This is a genomic window from Burkholderia sp. 4NA327C6 (assembly GCF_005502655.1).
GTDB classification, from domain to species: domain Bacteria; phylum Pseudomonadota; class Gammaproteobacteria; order Burkholderiales; family Burkholderiaceae; genus Burkholderia; species Burkholderia contaminans.
In genome coordinates, this window is the sequence record NZ_SCNZ01000004.1 from 187,647 (window position 1) to 208,479 (window position 20,833).

14 protein-coding genes are annotated in these 20,833 nt (G+C 68.4%); 5 read left to right on the forward strand and 9 right to left on the reverse strand.

The genetic code is table 11. The features are described from left to right. Window positions 1–23 precede the first annotated feature (23 nt). From FFS49_RS06040 to FFS49_RS06055, 4 genes are all read right to left on the reverse strand, one after another. A complete protein-coding gene (locus tag FFS49_RS06040; RefSeq protein ID WP_105815420.1) occupies window positions 24–1,502 on the reverse strand; it encodes an efflux transporter outer membrane subunit in 1,479 nt (492 codons plus the stop codon). A gap of 41 nt (window positions 1,503–1,543) precedes the next feature. Beyond that, window positions 1,544–2,773 (reverse strand): efflux RND transporter periplasmic adaptor subunit, encoded by a 1,230-nt coding sequence (locus FFS49_RS06045; protein WP_105815308.1) that lies wholly within the window; start codon window positions 2,771–2,773, stop codon window positions 1,544–1,546. Between the two features lie 36 nt (window positions 2,774–2,809). After that, on the reverse strand, window positions 2,810–5,977 hold the full coding sequence (locus tag FFS49_RS06050) for an efflux RND transporter permease subunit (RefSeq protein WP_039356702.1): 3,168 nt from the start codon (window positions 5,975–5,977) through the stop codon (window positions 2,810–2,812). 228 nt (window positions 5,978–6,205) lie between these two features. Next, the gene (locus tag FFS49_RS06055; RefSeq protein ID WP_039356700.1) at window positions 6,206–6,961 is read right to left on the reverse strand and encodes a Crp/Fnr family transcriptional regulator; all 756 of its coding nucleotides are present in this window, start codon (window positions 6,959–6,961) and stop codon (window positions 6,206–6,208) included. Between the two features lie 168 nt (window positions 6,962–7,129). Here FFS49_RS06055 and FFS49_RS06060 point away from each other — a divergent pair, with 168 nt between their 5' ends. Then, on the forward strand, window positions 7,130–8,785 hold the full coding sequence (locus FFS49_RS06060; RefSeq protein ID WP_105815307.1) for an acyl-CoA synthetase: 1,656 nt from the start codon (window positions 7,130–7,132) through the stop codon (window positions 8,783–8,785). Between the two features lie 36 nt (window positions 8,786–8,821). Here FFS49_RS06060 and FFS49_RS06065 read toward each other — a convergent pair whose 3' ends face one another. The 4 genes from FFS49_RS06065 to FFS49_RS06080 form a co-directional block, all read right to left on the reverse strand. After that, the gene (locus FFS49_RS06065) at window positions 8,822–10,804 is read right to left on the reverse strand and encodes a methyl-accepting chemotaxis protein (RefSeq protein WP_039356694.1); all 1,983 of its coding nucleotides are present in this window, start codon (window positions 10,802–10,804) and stop codon (window positions 8,822–8,824) included. A gap of 160 nt (window positions 10,805–10,964) precedes the next feature. Next, window positions 10,965–11,396 carry a YqaA family protein gene (locus tag FFS49_RS06070; protein ID WP_039356692.1) on the reverse strand — a complete coding sequence of 144 codons (432 nt, stop codon included), beginning with the start codon at window positions 11,394–11,396 and terminating at the stop codon, window positions 10,965–10,967. Between the two features lie 85 nt (window positions 11,397–11,481). Then, on the reverse strand, window positions 11,482–12,696 hold the full coding sequence (gene kch / locus FFS49_RS06075; RefSeq protein ID WP_105815418.1) for a voltage-gated potassium channel protein: 1,215 nt from the start codon (window positions 12,694–12,696) through the stop codon (window positions 11,482–11,484). A 122-nt stretch (window positions 12,697–12,818) separates the two neighbouring features. Further along, a complete protein-coding gene (locus tag FFS49_RS06080) occupies window positions 12,819–13,466 on the reverse strand; it encodes a LysE family translocator (protein WP_105815306.1) in 648 nt (215 codons plus the stop codon). Between the two features lie 286 nt (window positions 13,467–13,752). Here FFS49_RS06080 and FFS49_RS06085 point away from each other — a divergent pair, with 286 nt between their 5' ends. After that, window positions 13,753–14,235 carry an Lrp/AsnC family transcriptional regulator gene (locus FFS49_RS06085; RefSeq protein ID WP_021159229.1) on the forward strand — a complete coding sequence of 161 codons (483 nt, stop codon included), beginning with the start codon at window positions 13,753–13,755 and terminating at the stop codon, window positions 14,233–14,235. 824 nt (window positions 14,236–15,059) lie between these two features. Here the strand turns inward: FFS49_RS06085 and FFS49_RS06095 are convergent. Continuing rightward, window positions 15,060–16,715 carry an IclR family transcriptional regulator C-terminal domain-containing protein gene (locus FFS49_RS06095; RefSeq protein ID WP_105815305.1) on the reverse strand — a complete coding sequence of 552 codons (1,656 nt, stop codon included), beginning with the start codon at window positions 16,713–16,715 and terminating at the stop codon, window positions 15,060–15,062. 177 nt (window positions 16,716–16,892) lie between these two features. Between FFS49_RS06095 and FFS49_RS06100 the strand changes: the two genes are divergently transcribed. The 3 genes from FFS49_RS06100 (at window position 16,893) to FFS49_RS06110 (ending at window position 20,802) form a co-directional block, all read left to right on the forward strand. Further along, window positions 16,893–17,852: an MBL fold metallo-hydrolase gene (locus FFS49_RS06100; protein ID WP_046547717.1), complete on the forward strand. Its 960-nt coding sequence runs from the start codon at window positions 16,893–16,895 to the stop codon at window positions 17,850–17,852. 179 nt (window positions 17,853–18,031) lie between these two features. After that, the gene (locus FFS49_RS06105; protein ID WP_105815304.1) at window positions 18,032–19,375 is read left to right on the forward strand and encodes an MFS transporter; all 1,344 of its coding nucleotides are present in this window, start codon (window positions 18,032–18,034) and stop codon (window positions 19,373–19,375) included. An 86-nt stretch (window positions 19,376–19,461) separates the two neighbouring features. After that, window positions 19,462–20,802, forward strand: coding sequence for an MFS transporter (locus FFS49_RS06110; RefSeq protein WP_046196512.1), 1,341 nt, complete (start codon window positions 19,462–19,464; stop codon window positions 20,800–20,802). Window positions 20,803–20,833 lie beyond the last annotated feature (31 nt).

Here is a 20,833-nt window from a genome sequence, read left to right on the forward strand (position 1 = left end):
AATCCGTTGTCCGGGTAATCCGGTTAAGGGCTCGGGTGCGCCGCGGCCGCCGCCGGCGCGGCCGTGGCGACCTCGGCCGGTGCGGGGCCGCCCGCGGCATGGCCATCCCAGCCGCCGCCCAGCGCCTTCGCGAGAAACACGACGAGCGCCGCGCGCTGGCCCTGGATCTGCACGGCCTGCCGCTCGCTCGTCAGCAACTGCTGTTGGGCCGTCAGCACGTCGATGAACGGCGTCAGGCCGCCCGCGTAGCGATCCTGCGCGAGCGACACGAGCTTGCGCGCATCGTCGACGGCCGCGGCGGCCTGCTGCGCGGCGTCGGCGAGCACCGACAGCCCAGTGACCGCATTCTGCACCTCCTGGAACGCGGTGAGTACGGTCTGCCGGTAGCTGGCCTGCGCGGCGACATAGCCGGCCTGCGCGAAATCGACGCCGGCTTTCAGCTTGCCGCCTTCGAACAGCGGCTGGCTGAGCGACCCGCCGACCGACCAGAGCAACGCCGGCACGGTGAACAGGCCGGCGAAGCGCGTCGCGTCCCAGCCGATATCGGGCGACAGCGTGATGCGCGGGAAATACGCGGCGCGCGCGACGCCGATCTGCGCATTCGCGGCAGCCATCGCGCGCTCGGCCGACGCGACGTCGGGGCGCCGCTGCAGCACGTCGCTCGGCAGGCCGGTCGGCAGCGCCGGCGCGTTGATCGGCACGACACGCGGTGCGATCGAGAAGGCGGGGGCCGGCGTGCCGACCAGCGTCGCGATCGCGGTTTCGACCTGCACGCGCTGCTGCAGCAGCAACTGCGCCTGCGTGCGCGTCGCGTCGAGCTGCGCGCGCTGCTGCAGCAGGTCGAGGCCCGATACCGCGCCGAGGTCGTGGCGCGCGCTCACGTAGTCGAGCGCTTTCTGCTGCAGGTCGATCGAACGCTTGACGACGTCGATCTCGGTGTCGAATTCGCGCAGCGCGAAATAGCTCGACGCGAGATTCGCGGTCAGCACCAGGCGCGCGTTCGCGAAATCGTCGCCAGCCTGCTCGGTGGTCGCCTGCGCCGATTCGACGCTGCGCCGCACGCGGCCGAACAGGTCGAGTTCGTAGCTGACGGCCGCGCCGACCTGGATCTCGTTCTGCACGGTCGACGTGCTTTTCGTCGCGTAGTTGGTCTGCGGCCGGTCGGCGGAGATCTTGAAGCGCTGGCCGCTCGCGTTCAGGCCGACGGCCGGATACTGCGCCGAGGCGACCGACGCGAGCGTCGCCTTCGCCTGGTCGTAGCGCGCGGCGACGGCTCTCAGGTTCTGGTTGTTGCGCAGCGCTTCGGCTTCCAGCGCATCGAGCTGCGGATCGCCGAACGCGGTCCACCACGCCGGGTCGAGCGGCGCGCGGGCCGGCGCGGCCGGGTGCCAGTAGGAATCCGCCGGGTCGAGCCGCCATGCGGCCGGCGTGTCGACGTCGGGCCGCTTGTAATCGGGGCCGACCGTGCAGCCGGCGAGCGCGGCGGCGAGCGCAACCGACATGATGGAGACGGCGGTGGGCCGCCGGCGGACGCGCTTCGCGATCACGACTTCGCCTCCGCCGCACCGGAGGCCGGCTTCGCGGCCGGTGCCGTGACGATCACCGGGTCGCCGTTCGCGAGCGCGTCGCTCGGGTTCGTGACGAGGCGGTCGTTCGGCGTGAGCGGGCCGTCGACTTCGAGCGTCTGCCCGATCGTGCGCACGACCGTCACCTGCTTCAGGCGCACCTGGCCATTCGCATCGACGGTGGCGACCGTCGGGCCTTCGGCGCGGAACAGCAACGTATTGGCCGGCACCTGCAGGCGGCCGACCGGCGTCATCGGCAGTGTCGCCTGCACGTACGAGCCGGGCAGCAGCCGGCCGTCCGGGTTCGGCAGCGTGATCTCGATCTGCAGCGAGCGCGTCGCGACGTCGATCGCCTCGGACGTGCGCGTGACCGTCCCGTCGAAGTTCCGGCCCGGCAACTCGGCCTGCGCGACGCTCACGTGCTGGCCAACCTTCACCTGCTGCGCATACGCCTGCGGCACCTGCACGTAGAGGCGCAGCCGGTCGGCCTGCACGACCGTGAACAGCGAGCGGCCCGCATTGCCGGAGCTGACGAGATCGCCCACGTCGACGTTGCGCTGCGTGACGATCCCGTCGATCGGCGCGGCGATCCGCTGGAAGCCTTTCAGCTCGGTGAGGCGGCGCATGTTCGCATCGGCCGCGGCGAGGTTCGCGGTGCCCTGGTTGAACGCGCCTTGCCGGTCGTCGAGTTCCTGCTGCGAGACGGCATCGCGCTGGCGCAGCTGCTGCGCGCGGTCGAACGACGTCTTCGCAAGCGCGAGCGCGGCTTGCGCCTGCTGACGCTGTGCGGTGGCCTGCGCGAGTTCCTGGTTCAACTCGGGCGTGTCGAGTTCGGCAAGCGTCTGGCCCTGCTTCACGTGCGCGCCGATGTCGGCCTGCCAGCGCAGCACGTAGCCGCTCGCGCGGGCGTAGATCGGCGCCTCGACGAAGCCGCGCAGCGTGCCGGGCAGCGTCAGCTTGCCGCCGGTGGCGGCATCGACCGGATGCGCGATGGTCACGTACTGGCGCGTGTTCTGCTCGGCGACCGCGTCGAGCCGGTTGTGGTTCAGCACGTTGACGACGACCGTGCGCGCGGCGCCGGCGGCCAGCAGCACGCCGATCACGATCAGGACGATTTTCCCGCGTCGCGATACCGACGACCGTGCCGGCAGGTGCATGCCGTGTTCGTCCACCTGGATGCCGACTGCGCTGTGATGTTTCTCTTCCATGAATTCAACCAAATCAACCGGGTAGTGGGACGAAAGTCAGTGGCCGGCCGGGCGCGCACGCCGGCGGGCCAGCCGCGCATGCACGCCGCCGAACACGAGCGGCACGAACAGCAGGGTCGACACGGTCGCGAACAGCAGCCCGCCGATCACCGCGCGGCCGAGCGGTGCATTCTGCTCGGCGCCTTCGCCGAGACCGAGCGCCATCGGCACCATCCCGATGATCATCGCGAGCGCCGTCATCAGCACCGGCCGGATCCGCGTCGCGCCGGCTTCCAGCGCGGCCGTGAGCGGCGGCGCGCCGTCCGCGAGGCGCTGGCGCGCGAACGACACGACCAGGATGCTGTTCGCGGTCGCGACGCCCACCGTCATGATCGCGCCCGTCAGCGCGGGCACGCTCAGGTGCGTGCCGGTGATGAACAGCATCCAGACGATGCCGGCGAGCGCGGCCGGCATCGCGCTGATGATGATCAGCGGGTCGAGCCACGACTGGAAATTGACGACGATCAGCAGGTAGACCAGCACGATCGCCATCGCGACGCCCGCGCCGAGGCCGATATACGACGTGCGCATCGTCTCGATCTGGCCGCGCATCGTCAGCTCGGTGCCGCGCGGCAGCGTCGCGCGCGCATCGGACACGATGCGGTCGATCTCGCCGGCCACCGCGCCGAGGTCGCGGCCCTCGACGCTCACGTACACGTCGATCGCCGGGCGGATGTTGTAGTGCGTGATCACCGCCGGGTTCGCGGTGCTGCGCACCTGCACGAGGTTGCCGAGCAGTTGCAGCGGCATGCCCGTGCGGCCGCTCGCCGAGATCGGCGTGCCGAGCAGGTCGTCGACCGACGAGATGTTGTATTGCGGGGTCTGGATCTGCAGCGGGTACTGGACGCCCGTGCGCGGGTTGATCCAGAACGACGGCGTGGTCTGGGAACTGCCGGACAGCGAGATCAGCATGTTCTGTGCGACGTTCTGCGCGGAGAGGTTGAGCTGCTGCATGCGCGTACGGTCCATGTCGGCCAGCAGGGTCGGTTCGTCGTTGCGTTGAAGCACGTGCACGTCGACGGCGCCGGGGATTTGCCTGATCTTTTTCATCAGGCTGCTCGCGATAGTCATGTTACTCGCGAGATCGTTGCCGAGCACCTGCAGGTCGATCGCGGCCGGTTGGCCGAAGTTGAGGATCTGCGTGATGATGTCCGACGGCTGGAAGAAGAACTCGACGCCCGGGAAGCGCCCGGGCAGCACGTTGCGCAGCGCCTGCACGTAGTGCTGGGTCGCGCGGTGGCCAGGCTTCAGCGCGATCAGCAGCTCGCCGTCGAGCGTGCCGATCGTGCCCGCGTTGCTGTACGACAGGTTGATGCCGCTCACCGGCAGGCCGAGGTTGTCGACGATCGCGCCGAGTTCGTCGGGCGGCACGGTTTCGCGGATCACGCGCTCGACCTGGTCGGCGAGGCGCGCGGTTTCCTCGATCCGGTAGCCGGTCGGCGCGCGCATGTGCAGCCGGATGTTGCCGGAATCCGCATTCGGGAAGAAGTCGCGGCCGAGCACGAACACGAGGCCCGTCGACAGCACGCAGAAGCCGAGGAAGCACATCGCGTAGAAGCGGCGGCGCACCAGCAGGATGCTGAGCAGCACGATGTACCACGCGCGCAGCCGCTCGAACGCCGCGTTGAACGCGTGATGGATGCGCGCGAAGCGCGACGTCGCCCGGCCGGGGCCGGTGCTCGCCTGCTGCGGGCGGAACAGCAGCATCGCGAGCGTCGGCACCAGCGTGCGCGACAGCACGTACGACGCGAGCATAGCGAACACGACGGCTTCCGCGAGCGGCACGAACAGGAAGCGCGCGACGCCCGTCAGGAAGAACATCGGCACGAACACGATACAGATGCACAGCGTCGACACGAACGCGGGCACCGCGATCTCGCCCGCGCCTTCGAGGATCGCGTCGTGCAGGTTCGTACCGAGATGCAGGTGCCGCTCGATGTTCTCGATCGTCACCGTTGCATCGTCCACCAGGATCCCGACCGCGAGCGCGAGGCCGCCGAGCGTCATGATGTTGATGGTCTCGCCGAGCGCGGACAGCGCGATCAGCGACGTGAAGATCGACAGCGGAATCGAGATCGCGATGATCAACGTGCTGCGCCAGTTGCCGAGGAACAGCAGGATCATCATCGCGGTCAGCACGGCGGCGATGAGCGCCTCGTGGATCACGCCCTGGACGGCCGCGTTGACGAACACCGACTGGTCGAACAGCGGCGTGATCGTGAGCCCTTCGGGCAGCGTCGGGATCACCTTCGGCAGCAGCGCCTTCAGGTCCGACACGACCTTGAGCGTCGATGCGTCGCCGCTTTTCAGGATCGAGATGAGCACGCCGCGCTGGCCGTTCTGGCGCACGACGTTGGTCTGCGGCGCGAAGCCGTCGCGCACCGCCGCCACCTCGCGCAGGTAGGTCGTCGCGCCGTTGATTGTCTGGACCGGCAGGTTGCTGATGTCGGCGACGGTGTCGGCCGACGCGTTCGTGTCGATCCGGTATTCGGTCTGGCCCATCTTCGCGGTGCCGGTCGGCAGCACGAGGTTCTGCGCGTTGACCGCGTTGACGATGTCGGCGGGCGTAAGCCCCTTCGCCTGCAGCGCCTGCGGGTCGAGGTCGATCGCGACCACGCGCGTGCGGCCGCCGTACGGGAACGGGATCTGCACGCCCGGCACCGTGATCAGCTGCGGGCGCAGGAAGTTGAGCGCGATGTCGGCGAGCGACTGTTCGCTGAGCGTCTTGCTCGACAGCCCGAGCTGGATCACCGGGATGCTCGATGCCGAATAGGTGATCACGAGCGGCGGCGTCGCGCCTTGCGGCATCTGCCGCACGATCGCCTGCGCGGACGACACGGTCTGCGCGATCGCTGTCTGCACGTTCGCGCCCGGCTGCAGGAACACCTTCACGACCGCGATGCCGGGCAACGACGTCGATTCGACGTGCTGGATGTTGTTGACGGTCGTCGTCAGGATCCGCTCATGCACGGACGTGATGCGGTTCGTCATCTCGGTCGCGGAGAAGCCGCTGTAGTTCCAGATGACGCTGATCACGGGAATGTTGATCGCGGGCAGCACGTCGACCGGCGTGCGCATCAGCGCAAGCGGGGTGGCCAGCACGATCATGATGGCCATCACGATGAACGTGTAGGGGCGCTTGAGCGCGAGATTGACGATCCACATGGAGGCGGCGGGACAGGCGGTGATCAGGCGTGGGTAAATGGAACCCGAATGATAGGCGTCGGCGTGGAACGGGTTACTGTCGCGAAACTGGCGGAATTGTCAGGTGGAGGCGGAGCGGCCGATGGTCGATTCAGCAGAGGAAACGCAGCGCGGCGCGATGGCCGGAAAACGGCCGCGATACCGGATGGGCGCGCTGCGTCGGCGGCGATTCCGTTCATCGTCTCGCGCTCAGATCTGCTCCATCCCGACGCGCGCGAGCGCACCGAGATCGACGACGTCGATCTGGTTGTACGCGAGCCGCAACGCGCCGAGCTTCTCGAGCTGCTGCAGCGCCTGGTTGATGCGCTGTCGCGATACGCCGACGAGCATCCCCAGTTCCTCCTGCGAGATCGACAGCGACGGGCCGGTGTCCGGGTACAGGTCGGGATTGAAGAGCTGCGCGAGCGCCTGCGCGACGCGTGCATCGACGTCGAGCAGCCGGCTGTTCTGGATCGACGCGATGAACTCGCCCATCCGGTTGTTCAACTGGTGGATCACGAAGCGCGTAAATGGCAGGCTCGTGTCGAGCAGCGCGTGGAACGTGTCGACCGGCACGAACAGCACGGTCGAGCGCTGGATCGCGACGACCTCGTACTTGCGCAGCTCGCGCTTGATCACGCTGCCTTCGCCGAACCAGCCGCCCGACGGCACGCCGGAGAACGTGCAGCCGCGCCCCGACGCGTTGAAGATCGCGAGCTTCAAGAGCCCGCGGTGCACGCCGATCCAGTATTCGGATGGTGCGAGCCGATGGGCGATCACGTCGCCGGCCTCGCACTGCTCGACGCGCGACTGCGCGAGCACGAGCGCCTGGTGCTCGGGCGCGAGCGTGCGGAACCACGCGCACTGGCCGAACAGCGTGGCCAGCGCCGGCAGCGGGCCCGGTTCGGGCAGGGCGTCGGCAGGGGCGGCGGGCGCGTCGGGCGGGGCAACGAGAGGGTCGTGCATGGGTGCGGGTTTGCGAGGATAGGGATAACACGCAGCGCGTGAAAGGCACTCTGTCGTTTCGATGACAGACGGCTCACAATAGCGCCCGTTAGGCTGTCGGCAATTGAACCACATCAAAACGATCCGGGGTGGATGCGCCCCGGTCGACAGGACACGGGAGACAGGATCATGACGCAGATGTTCGAGGCCGGACTTGGCCGCCGCGACGCGAATTACGTGCCGCTCACCCCGATCGACTTCCTGGTCAGGACGGCCGAAGTCTACGGCGAGCGCCTCGCGATCGTGCACGGCGACGTGCGGCGCACCTGGGGCGAGACCTACACGCGCGCGAAGCAACTGGCGAGCGCGCTCGCGCGGCTCGGCGTCGAACGTGGCGACACGGTCGCGGCGATGCTGCCGAACATTCCGGCAATGGTCGAGGCGCACTTCGGCGTGCCGATGGCCGGCGCGGTGCTGAACACGATCAATACGCGGCTCGACGTGTCCTCGGTGCTGTTCATGCTGCGTCATGGCGAGGCGAAGGTGCTGATCGTCGACACCGAGTACGCGGAGTTCGCGCATCGCGCGGCGCTCGAGGTGCCGGGCCTGAAGATCGTCAGCGTGGCCGATGCGATGCCGGCCGATCCCGCGCGCTTCGCGGGCGCGACCGACTACGAGGCGCTCGTCGCGAGCGGCGACGCCGACTACGCATGGACGCCGCCCGCCGATGAATGGGATGCGATCGCGCTGAACTACACGTCCGGCACGACCGGCGACCCGAAGGGCGTCGTCTACCACCATCGCGGCGCGTATCTCGCGGCGATCAGCAACCTCCTCGAATGGGACATGCCGAAGCACGCCGTCTACCTGTGGACGCTGCCGATGTTCCACTGCAACGGCTGGTGTTTTCCATGGGCCGTCGCGGCGCGCGCGGGCGTGAACGTCTGCCTGCGCAAGTTCGATGCGAAGACGGTGTTCGACCTGATCCGCCGCGAGCGCATCACGCACTATTGCGGCGCGCCGATCGTGCAGAGCGCGATCGCGAACGCGCCGGCCGAGTTCCGCGAGGGCATCGACCACACGGTGCACGCGATGGTCGCGGGCGCGGCGCCCGCGCCGGCCGTGATCGCGAAGATGAAGGAGATCGGCTTCGACCTGCTGCACGTGTACGGGTTGACCGAGGTCTACGGCCCGGCGACCGTGTGCGCGAAGCAGTCGCACTGGGAGGAACTGAGCGACGAGGAGCGCGCGCGGCTCAATGCGCGCCAGGGCGTGCGCTATCACCTCGAAGCGGGCGCGACGGTGCTCGATCCCGACACGATGGCGCCGGTGCTGGCCGACGGCGAGACGCTCGGCGAGATCATGTTCCGCGGCAACATCTGCATGAAGGGCTACCTGAAGAACCCGAAGGCGACCGACGAGGCGTTCCACGGCGGCTGGTTCCATACCGGCGATCTCGCGGTGCTGATGCCAGACGGCTATATCCGGATCAAGGACCGCAAGAAGGACATCATCATCTCGGGCGGCGAGAACATCTCGAGCATCGAGGTCGAGGATGCGCTGTACCGGCATCCGGCGGTGGCGGTCGCGGCCGTCGTCGCGATGCCCGACCCGAAATGGGGCGAGGTGCCGTGCGCGTTCGTCGAGCTGCGCGAAGGCGCGAACGTGACCGAGGCGGAGATCGTCGCGCATTGCAAGGCGCTGCTCGCGGGCTTCAAGGTGCCGAAGGCCGTGCGGTTCGGCGAGCTGCCGAAGACGTCGACCGGCAAGATCCAGAAGTTCCAGCTGCGCAACGCGGTGGGATCCGACAAGGCGATCGATCTGGCGGGCGACGACAAGAAGTAGGCGATGGGCCGGCCTGGGCCGGCCATCCGTTCTCCGTCATGCACTCCGTTCGAGCCGGAACACGCTGACCGCGTCCGACAGGTGCGCGGCCTGGTCGCGCAGCGCGACGGCCGCGCGTTCGGCATCCGAAATCAGCATCGCGTTCTGCTGCGTCGCGTCGCCGATCTGCGTGACGGCCAGGTTGACCTGCTCGATGCCGGTCGACTGTTCGCGCGACGCGGCGCTGATCTCGCCGATCAGCGTGCGGACCTGGTCGACGCGCGCGACGATGTCGCGCATCGTGCCGCGTGCGGCCTCCGCGATCCGGTAGCCCTGTTCGACGGTCGTCGACGATTCGGCGCTCAGCGTGTCGATCTCCTTGACCGCGGCCGCGCTGCGCTGTGCAAGTGCGCGCACTTCGGCCGCGACCACCGCGAAGCCCTTGCCGTGTTCGCCCGCGCGCGCGGCCTCGACGGCCGCGTTCAGCGCCAGGATGTTGGTCTGGAACGCGATGCCTTCGATCGCGCCCGTGATCTCGGCGATCCGGCGCGTCGCGCGACCGATGTCGTCCATCGTCGTGACCACGCGCTGTACCGCGGCGTCGCCGTTCGTCGCGGCGGCCGACGCATCCGCGACCAGCGCATTGGCTTGCGCCGCGTGCTCGGCACTCTGCTGCACGGCGGCGGTGATCTGTTCCATGCTGGCGGCCGTCTGTTCGACGCTGCTCGCCTGCGTCGCGATCCGCGCGGCGATGTCGCTGCTGCCGGCTGCAATGTCGACCGTGCCGCGCGCGATGTCGGCGGAGCTGTTGCGCACCTGCGCGACGATCCGCGCGAGGCCGTCGCCGATCCCGTCGACCGCCTGCACGAGCCGGCCGATCTCGTCGTCGCCCGCATGGCCGCGCGTGGCCGCGCCGTCACGGATGCGCACGCTGAGATCGCCCGCCGCATAGCGCTCGGAGGCCCGTGCCGCCGCATCGAGCGGCCGGCTCACGACGCGGCGTACCACGATGACGAACAGCGTCGCGAACGCCGCGACGAGCACCGCGCCGATCATCAGGAAGCGGTTGCGGGTGGCGCGCATGGTGGCGAGCAGTTCGTCGTCGAGCGCGATGCCGCCGACGAGCCACTGCCACTGCGGAATCGTCGTGAACGACACGAATTTCGCGGTCGGGCCGCCATCGTGCGCGGCCGGGTCGGTCGACGTGTACGCGAGCCGCCCCTGGCCGGCCGCGAGCATCTGCGCATAAGGCGCACGCGTGTCGTCGGCAGGCCGGCCGTCGGCATCCGGATGCACGACGAAGGTGCCGCGCGACGGGCCCTGCGACGCATCGAGCACGAAGTAGTAGCCGTTGTCGCCGATCTTCAGCGCGCGGATGCCGTCCTCGACGAGCTTGAGTTCGGCGCCGATGTCGAGGCCGACGAACAGCGCGCCGATCACGCGGCCGGTCGCATCGGTCACCGGCTTGTACTGCGTGATGTACGACCGGCCGAACAGCTTCGCGAGGCCCGTGTAGCTGCGCCCGGCGACGAGCGGTGCGTACGCGGGCCCGGCGCGGTCGAGTCTGGTGCCGACGGCACGCGCGCCGTCCTGCTTCTTCAGCGACGTCGTGATGCGCACGAAATCGTCGCCGTCGCGCGCGAAGATCGTCGCGATCGCGCCGCTTTTCTTCAGGAACTGGTCGGGAATCGAATAATCGAGGTCGAGCGGCTGGCCGCCCGCGAGCAGGGTCGGCGCGGCGACGCCGCCGATGTCGACGGTGCGCGCCGGGTCGAGCGAGAAATCAGGCGGGAGGAAGCTCGCGAACAGCGACATCGAGCGGTTGGCTTCGGCCGTCAGCGCCTTGTCGAACAGGTCGACCATCGCGCGGATCGACTGTTCCTTGTCGACGATCCGCATGTGTGCTTCTTCAGCCAGCTGCTGGCCGGCGAAATGAGCGAGCGTCCACGCGAAAACGGTAAACAGTACGGCGACGAGTGCGCACGCCAGCGCCGCAAGACGCGCGCCGACGCTCACCCGGCCCAGTTGGGTCAATCTCATGGAACATCCTGAGTGGGGAGGGAGAGGGGGGGCGGAACGCACGCGTCACCGCTAGTCGTCCGGTTAATACGGCAACTTCGGCGAAATCTTTAGCGGCGCGTCGTCGATGACGGTGCCGGCCGGTGCGGCCGTCGCGCGGGTGGGCGACGAGAAGCGCGTGTCAGTGCGTCACGAGCCACGCGATCACGAGATACCGCGCGACCTTCGCGACCGTGACGATCGCGAGGAACGACGGCAGCGGCTCGCGCAGCACGCCGGCGATCATCGTCAGCGGATCGCCGATCACGGGCGCCCAGCTCAGCAGCAGCGACCAGCGGCCGTAGCGCGCATACCAGCGCTCGGCGCGCGCGAGCGCGGCGGGCTTGACCGGAAACCAGCGGCGTTCGCGGAAGTGCTCGACGCCGCGCCCGAGCGCCCAGTTGATCACCGAGCCCGCGACGTTGCCGATGCTCGCGACGAACACCAGCGCCCACACGGGTTCGCGCCCGGCGAGCAGCAGGCCGGCAAGCACGGCTTCGGACTGCAGCGGGAACAGGGTCGCGGCGACCATCGACACGGCGAACAAGCCGCCGTAAGTGAGCAATTCGGACATCGCGCGATTGTACCGGGCGCGTGCCGGCCAATCCGGAGCACAGCGTCATGCGCTCATGCGTTCAGGCATTCAGGCATTCAGGCATTCAGGCGGCGTTGGCCGTGCCGAACAGCAGGTGCGAGATCAGCGACTTGTCGACGGGTTCGTCGTTGAGCGTGCTGGCCAGCAGTTCGCCGGCGAGTTCGTCGTTGAGCGTGCTGGCCAGCAGTTCGCCGGCGAGTTGCTGCGGCGAGAACACCATGTCGGGCTTCAGCAGGCGCAGCCGTTCGAGGTTGCGCTGGTGGTTCACGAGGGCGACCGTGCGCACCGTCGGTGCGATCTCGCGAATCGCGAGGATGATGAACGCGTTCTCGGCATCGTCGGCGCGCAGCGCGAGCACCGCACGCGCGGTCGCCGCGCCGGCGCTTTCCAGCACCGCGTGGTCGGTCGCGTCGCCGACGATCAGGTCGGTCGTTGCAGGATAGTTGTGCTCGACGCCGGCCGGCACGACGACGGTCACCGCGTAGCCGCGCTTGCGCAGCCCGTCGTGCACCGCATGCGCGACGGGTGTCGCGCCGACGATCAGGTAATGATGCTTGCGGATCACGTTCGAAATGCCTCCCTTGACGATCCGTTTCAGATTGCCGCCGATCACGGGGCCGACGACCGCGCTGATCGACGTCGCGAACACCGTGATGCCGAGCACGATCACCGATGCGGTGAACAGGCGCGCGGTCGGCGCGTGCGGGACGATGTCGCCGTAGCCCACCGTCGACATCGACACGATCGAGAAATAGACGGCCGTGGCGAGATCGTGGACGGGCGGCGTGAATTCGTCGCCGAGATACAGCACGCCGAAGGTCGCGTAGATCAGCAGCGACACGATGCTCAGCAACGCGAACAGGCTGCTCGCCGCGACGCTCGCGCGGTCGAAGTGCCGCCAGTAGTACAGCAGCGCGACGGCCAGCACGGCCGTGTAGACGAACACCGCGTGGCTGCGGTAACCGCCGAGCACGCTGATCGCGGCGGCCGCGACCAGCAGCAGGATCGACAGCACCCACGCGACGCGGGCGCGCAGCACGATGCCGATGGCCATCGTCGCGAGGCCGGCCGCGACGACCACTTGCGGCAACACGACGAGCCCGGCGTTGTCGACGAGATTCAGCGCATCGGCGAGCCACGCGTGATGCACGCCGAGCTTCGCATGCTCGACGACGGGGCGCAGCACCATGAGCGCATCGAGCGCGAGGAGGAGAGCGAGATACCAGTGCAGGCCGATCGGCGCGAACAGGCGTCGCAGGCGGGAAGTGAGGGGCTTCATCCAGTCGCCCGGCTGGCCGGGCATGTCCAACGAAACAGCCGCTACCCTAAAGCATTCGGCGATCGGCTGCTTTTTCGAGGGGCTTTGCGGCGGCCGCGATGGAGCCGGCCGCCCGGCCGCTTTCAGTTCCAGCCGACCATGATCGCGCCCATCCCGACGAGCAGGCCGCCGGTCACGCGGTTCATCGCGCGCATCCGAGCGGGCCGCTGCAGTGCGCGGCTCAGCCGGTGCGAGAACAGCGCCATCGACGCGACGCCGCCCGCGAACAGCACCGCGAACGTCGCCGCGAGCAGCAGGAACTGCTGGTTCAGGCTCCAGTCGGCGCTCGGGACGAGGAACTGCGGAAAGAACGACGGGAAGAACAGCAGCGTCTTCGGATTCAGGCCCGAGGTCGCCACGCCGCGCCAGAACAATGCGCGGTGCGAGTCGGTGTCCGGCGCGGCCAGTCCGGCGGGCCCTGCCGAGGCGGCGGGTGCGCCGGCCGGCGCGCGGCTGAGCCATTGCTTGCAGCCGAGCCAGACGAGGTAGGCCGCGCCGGCCCAGCGCAGCACGGTCAGCGCGCGTTCGTCGAGATGCACGAGCGAATTCAGGCACAGCGCGGTCAGCGCGAGTTGCAGCAGCACGGCGAGCGTGCCGCCCCAGACGCACGGCAGCGCGCGGCGCCAGCCGGCGCGTAGCGCCTGGTTCATGGTGAGGAGGTTGACGGGGCCGGGGGCGTAGACGAGAACGGCGGAAGCGGCGAGAAACGACAGGTAAAGCCTGAACGACATGACGGGTAGGGCAGGAACAGGATCACGGGCGCCGAAGCCGCGCGGCCGGATAGGCGCGCGGGCGGCGGGGAATCGTATGCCTGCCGGCCGGCACCGCAACTCGTGATTGCGGCCGTGCGTCCCGGTGCGAAGGGGTTGTCGCGGGGAGCGTGCCGGGCAGCAGGCATGGGTAAAAATATATCAAGGGGCCGGATTAAAAGGCTTCCGCTTTTCCACACAAACCGACACAAATCAGGGATGTCGTTCAGATAGAATCCCGGTTTTCAGTAGAAGATTCTTTTTCGCCATGGCCACACGTGAACGCTCGCCGAAAACGCTCGACAGCCAGGACCGCAAGATCCTCGGCGCACTGCAGAAAAATGCGCGTCTGTCGAACGCCGAACTGGCCGAACAGATCGGCATGTCGACCACCGCGTGCTGGAACCGCACGCGGCAACTGGAGGTGGACGGCTACATCGACGGTTACGTCGCGCTCGTCAACCAGCGGAAGCTGGGCTATGCGGACATCGTGATCCTGGAAGTCACGCTCGATCGTCACGAGGACGACGCGCTCGCACGCTTCGGCGAGGAACTCGCCGCGTTGCCCGAGGTGCTCGAGGCCTATCTCGTGTCGGGCGAGTACGACTACTGGATCAAGGTCGCGGTGGACGGCACGGCCGGCTACGAGCGGTTCCTGCGCGAAAAGCTGTACAAGATTTCGAGCATCCGTCACAGCCGCTCGATGTTCGCGCTGCGCTGCATGAAGGACGTGCCGTCGATTCAGGTGTGATCGGGCGGGGATGGGGTGCGGCCGACGTTGATATGACGGCGCATGGGGTTGCGCATGTGCGCGGAGCAAGCCGGCAATCGGGCGAGGGGCCACGCATGAGGCGCGGTTCGGCGCCTGGGCCTGCAAAGCGGATGAATCTTCCGTTCGCGGCGATCCGGCGTACTCACGCGCTGGCGAGACAACGGCTGCCCGTCCGGGCAACTGGCAGACAAAACCGCGCCGAGGTTGATCGGCGCCGGCATCGGCTTTGAAGCAACTTCAGAGCAACTTCAACGCGCGCCCGAAACACGGCGCATTCAACGGGACTACCCGGCCTGTTTCCGAAGATTTGCCTTGCAACCCGTTGCCCGACACTGCGCCCTCATGGCACGCGTCCGGGCAAACGGATCAGGCAGGGTATCGTGCGGCCAACCGGCTGGCGGCCGGCCATTCCGCGTTCAGCGCGGCAGGCGTGCGTGCGCTTCAGCGATGACTTCGCAGTTCTCGAGGTGGAGTGCCCAAGCTTCTGCAATCAGTTCGCCCATACGTGCGAGCCAGCCAGCGGATTCGGTGGAACGGTCGGAGGTGTTAGACGTTTGCATGACGAAGCCCCGTATAGGTGGCGAGTTAGGGATAACCCTAATCATAGCGAAACGGCTTCGCTTTGTGAAATGCGATTTCGTTATATGAGAATTACTGACAATTTGTGTTGCTGCTTCGCAACATGAATATCGGATGCCTGCGCGCGGCCCGCAGGCGTGACGGCGCCGCGCCTGCACGGCCTCGCATGGGACAAGAAGGGGGTTCGACCGGTCGGGAGAATGAGGGGCGGGGCGGCCGGCGGCTTACCCGCCGATCCACCCGAACCGCCACGACAGCCGCCGCGTCGCGGCGAGCAACGCCTGCGCGAGGTCGCTGTCCGGCCCGCGCGGGAAGCCGCGCGACGAACCGATGATCGCGATCACGAGCCGGATGCTGCCGGTGTGATCGAACACGGGCGCGGCGACCGTTCCGATGCCCGGCACCGGCGCGTCGAACGCGAAATCGAGTTCGTCCGCGCGGATCGTCGCGAGCCGCGCGCGGAAGGCCGCGTCGGCCGGCGCGGCGGCGCGGCCCGCGAGGCGCACGGGCTCGTTGGCGAGCAGGTCGGCCAGCACGTCGTCGGACATGCCGGACGCGAAGATCCGGCCGATCGCCGTATTGACGAGCGACATCACCGTGCCGACCTGCAGGCTCACGTGCTGCGGTCGCGCTGACTCTTCGAGGCGGATCACGGTCGGGCCGAGCGGCCCGAGCGTCGCGGCCGCCACGCTCATGTCGGTCGCGCCAGCCAGCGCGACGATCTCGGCTTCTGCGTCGCGTGTGGGGGACACGCGCTGCATCGCGATCAGGCCGAGCGCCTGCCCGAGCGGGCCGCCGCCGAAGCAGCCGGCGTCGTCGCGGCTCAGCAGGCCGATCTTCTGCAGGCTGACGAGATGCGGAAAGGCCTTCGCGGCCGGCATGCCGGCCGCCGCCGCCAGATCGCGCAGCGGCAGCGCGCGGCCCGCCGAGACCAGCGCGAGCAGCAGCTCGCCGGTGCTGTCGAGCGCATTGATCCCGCGCTGCGCCTTCGCATCGTCGGCGAGCCCGGGCGGTACGCGCGGGGCGACCGGGGCCGGCCCCGGGCCGGACGCCGGCGGAGGCGCATCGTGCGCCGCGCCGAGCGATGCGCTGGCCTGCCGTGCGGCGTCGCGCAATGCCGCTGCGATCGGGCCTTCCCAGTCGACGTCGATCGAGCCCGTCGAACCGATCACCGTCAACGCGAGCTGCAGCTTGCCTTCCGCATCGAACACCGGCACGCACATCGCGCTGACGCCGGGGCTCGGCAGGTCGACGCCACGCTCGATACCGCGTGCGCGGATCGCGTCGAGTTCCGCCTGCGGCACGCCGGCGTCCGGCACGGGCTGCTCGGCGCCCGCGAGCGTGGCGCCCGCGCCGGCCTGGCTGGCCGCCATCGCGTCGAGTTGGGCGGGATCGCCGAATGCGCGGAACACGCGGCCGGTCGCCGTCGTGTCGAGCGACATCACCGAGCCGACGTGCAGGTTCACGTGCAGCGGATAACCGCCGTGCTCGATACGCACGATCGTCGGCCCGAGCGCGCCCGGCACCGACAGCGCGACGCTCAGGCCGACCGCTTCCGCGAGCCGTGCCGCGTGCGGCAGCGCCGCGCGATAGGCCGGCTGGCGCTCGATCGACATCAGCCCGAGCCGCAGCGACAACGGGCCCGGTTCGTAATTACCGGTGATCGCGTCGCGCTTCACGAGCGCGAGCCGCATCAGGCTGACGAGATAGGTGTGCGCCTGCGCGGTCGACAGGTCGGCCGCCGCGGCCAGCTCGGACAGGCCGAGCGGCTTGCGCCGGCGCGCGAGCGCGTCGAGCAGCCGGCCGCCGACCTCGACACTCTGGATCCCGCGCTGCGCCTTGGGCGGCGCGTCGTCCGCGCTGACTTCGTGGTTCTGCACGCGATGATTCTTCCGTTGACGAAACCCCGCATGGTATCCGACGCCATTTATTGCGCCAGCCCGCAGGTTTACCCGTATTAAACAATAGCAAGCGACTTTGTCATTGACAAATATTCGGCGCAGGAAGATGATCCGCTCACTCCCCTCAACACATGGCTCGCAGCCACGGAACGCAACATGGCCAAAGCATTCGCCTCCCAAGCCGATCTGGAAGAGAAGAAAGTCACCTGGACGAAGCTGTCCGAGAACGCCTACGCGTACACCGCCGAAGGCGACCCGAACTCGGGCGTGATCATCGGCGACGACAGCGTGCTGATCGTCGACACGACCGCGACGCCCGCGATGGCGCAGGACCTGATCGCGAAGATCCGCAGCGTGACCGACAAGCCGATCAAGCACGTCGTGCTGTCGCACTACCACGCGGTGCGCGTGCTCGGCGCGTCCGCGTATTTCGACGAAGGCGCGCAGCACGTGATCGCGAGCCGCGGCACGTACGAGATGATCGTCGAGCGCGGCGAGGCCGACATGAAGTCGGAGATCGAACGCTTCCCGCGCCTGTTCGCGGGTGTCGAGACGGTGCCGGGCCTGACCTGGCCGACGCTCGTGTTCGAGCGCGAGATCACGCTGTTCCTCGGCAAGCTCGAAGTGAAGATCATGCACGTCGGCTCGGGCCACACGAAGGGCGACACGATCGTCTGGATCCCGTCGCAGAAGGTGCTGTTCTCGGGCGACCTCGTCGAATACGACGCCGCGTGCTACTGCGGCGATGCGCAGCTCGAACAATGGCCGGCCACGCTCGAGGCGCTGCGCGCGCTCGGCGCCGAGAAGCTCGTGCCGGGCCGCGGCCCCGCGCTGCTGAACCCGGCCGACGTGAACAAGGGCCTCGACTACACGAAGGATTTCGTCACGACGCTGCTCGCACAGGGCCGCAAGGCCGTCGAGCAGCAGCTTGACCTGAAGGCTTCGATGGCGCTGACGCGTGAAGCGATGGATCCGAAATTCGGTCACGTGTTCATCTACGAGCACTGCTTGCCGTTCGACGTGTCGCGTGCATTCGACGAAGCGAGCGGCATCACGCATCCGCGCATCTGGACCGCGGAGCGCGACAAGGAAATGTGGGCCGCGCTGCAGGACTGAGCGGTTTGCACAGGCGGGGTGTCCGGCAGGGCGCTCCGCCTTTTTTCTGAAGCGGCGACTGGTCACGGCTTCCTGCCGGTTTTCCGTCCGCCGTATCCGATCCCACAAGAAAGCAGGGCGCACGTACGCCCCGGGAGACGGCTGCGCGCTCGAATCGCGCGGCCTGTTTGGAGAGAGACATGCCTCAATCGCTTCCCGCCGAAGCCACGCTCGCGCACGCGAGCGCTTCGGCTTCCGCCGCCACGGACGACGCGCTGCTGTTCCGCAAGATCGCCTGGCGAATCGTGCCGTTCCTGTTCCTCTGCTACGTCGTCTCGTTCCTCGACCGGATCAACATCGGCTTCGCGCAGTTGCAGATGAAGCACGACCTCGGCTTCAGCGATGCGATGTACGGCCTCGGCGCTGCGGTGTTCTACGTCGGCTACGTGTTCTGCGAAGTGCCGAGCAACCTGCTGCTCGCGCGTTTCGGCGCGCGCCGCACCTTCACGCGGATCATGCTGCTGTGGGGCATCGCGTCGACCGGGATGATGTTCGTGTCGCAGCCGTCGCATTTCTACGTGCTGCGCTTCCTGCTCGGCGTGTTCGAAGCAGGTTTCTTTCCCGGCATCGTGCTGTACCTGACCTACTGGTTTCCCGCGAACCGGCGGGCGGCCGCGATCTCGGTGTTCTTCGCGGGCGTCGCGGTGGCCGGCGTGCTCGGCGGCCTGATGTCGGGCTGGATCATGCGCGACATGAGCGGCGTGCTCGGGATGCACGGCTGGCAGTGGATGTTCGCGATCGAAGGCGCGCCGGCGATCCTGCTCGCGTTCGCCGCGTTCACGTGGCTGGTCGACCGGCCGCAGGACGCCACGTGGCTCACGCCCGATGAAAAGGCGCGGGTTGCCGCGCTGTGCGCCGACGGCCGCGGGCACGGCAACGCGCACGACGGGCGCAGCCTCGTGGCGGCGCTCGCGAACCCGCGCGTGTACCTGTTCGCGTTCATCTATTTCTCGCTGACCTGCGCGTCGCTGACGCTCAACTTCTGGATGCCGCTGATGATCCGAGACTTCGGCGTGACCGACGTCGTGGCCGTGAGCCTCTACACGGTCGTGCCGAACGCGGTCGGCGCGGTCGGGCTGATCCTGATCGCGCGCCGGTCGGACCGCACCGGCGAGCGGCGCAAGCACTTCGCGTGCTGCACGATCGGCGGCGGGCTCGCGCTCGCGGCATTGACGCTGCATCTGCACAGCTTCGCGGCGATGCTCGCGTGCCTGTCGGTCGCGGCGACGCTGATCTTCGCCGCGCTGCCGATCTTCTGGGCCGTGCCGACCCGTTACCTGTCGGGCAACGCGGCCGCGGCCGGGATCGCGCTGATCAGCAGCATCGGGATCACGAGCGGGATCGTCAGCCCGTGGGTGATCGGGATGATCCGCACGCGCACCGGCAGCATGGATCTCGCCGTGTATCTGCTGGCCGCGCTGCTGGTGGCGAGCGGCGTCGCGCTGATGCTCGGCGTGAAAGGCGAAGCCGCGCCGCGCGACTAGGCAAGCCACGGCAGGTCGCCGCCGGCGGGCGGTGGCGACCTGCACTACGCATGGGCCCGTATCCGAATCCATCGAGGAGACGATCGATGTCAGCCCCTCTTCAAGCGGACGCCGCGCGTGCCGTCGCGTCCGGTGTCGCATCAACGGACGACGACGCGCTGTACCGCCGCATCGGCGCACGGATCGTGCCGTTCCTGTTCATCTGCTACATAGTGTCGATCCTCGATCGCAGCAACATCGGCTTCGCCCAGTTGCAGATGCGGCAGGATCTCGGCCTGACCGACGCGATGTACAGCCTCGGCGCGGTGTTGTTCTTCGTCGGCTATGTATTGTTCGAGGTGCCGAGCAACGCGCTGCTGCGCCGTTTCGGCGCGCGCCGCACGTTTGCGCGGATCATGTGCCTGTGGGGCGCGGTGTCGGTCGCGATGATCACCGTCGACAGCGCGAAGCATTTCTACGTGCTGCGCTTCCTGCTCGGGCTGTTCGAGGCCGGGTTCTTTCCGGGTGTGGTGTTCTACCTGACGTACTGGTATCCGGCGCGGCGGCGCGCGTCGGTGCTGTCGATCTTTTACGCGGGCGTCGCCGTGGCGGGGATGGTCGGCGGGCTGCTGTCGGGCTGGCTGATGCGCGGGATGTCGGGCGTGTTCGGGCTGCACGGCTGGCAATGGATGTTCGCGATCGAGGGGGCGCCCGCGATCCTGCTCGGCGTGATCGCCTGGTTCTGGCTGTGCGATCGTCCCGAGCAGGCGAGCTGGCTGTCCGACGCCGATCGCCAGCGGCTCGCGGCCGACCTGGCCGCCGACCGCGCCGGTACCGGTACGCCGGCGCCGCATTCGCTGCGACAGGTGCTGGCCGAACCGCGCACGTACCTGTTCGCGTTCATCTATTTCTCGCTGACCACCGCGCTCCTGATGCTGCTGTTCTGGATGCCGCTGATGATCCGCGAATTCGGCATTCACGACGTCGTGCAGATCAGCCTGTTGTCGGTCGTGCCGAACGCGATCGGCGCGGCCGGCCTGATCGCGATCGCGCGGCGCTCCGATCGCAAGCGCGAACGGCGCTGGCACTTCGCGGCATGTGCGTTCGGCGGCGCGGTGGCGCTCGCACTGCTGACGCTGCACCTGTCGAGCATCGTCGCGATGATGGCGCTGCTGTCGGTCGCGGCGATGCTGATCTTCGCCGCGCATCCGGTGTTCTGGGCCGTGCCGTCCGCGTATTTCTCCGGCGCGGGCGCGGCGGGCGGGATCGCGCTGATCAGCAGCATCGGCGTGTCGAGCGGCATGATCACGCCGTGGCTCGTCGGGCTGATTCGCACGAGAACCGGCAGCATGGACCCGGCGATGCTGATGATCGCGGCGCTGCTGGCCGCGTGCGCGGTCGCGATGCTGCTGGGCGTGCGGGCAGTGCCGCGTGCGGAATCGGCGTGACGCGGGCGGTGGCGGTGCGATTCAGTGGAAG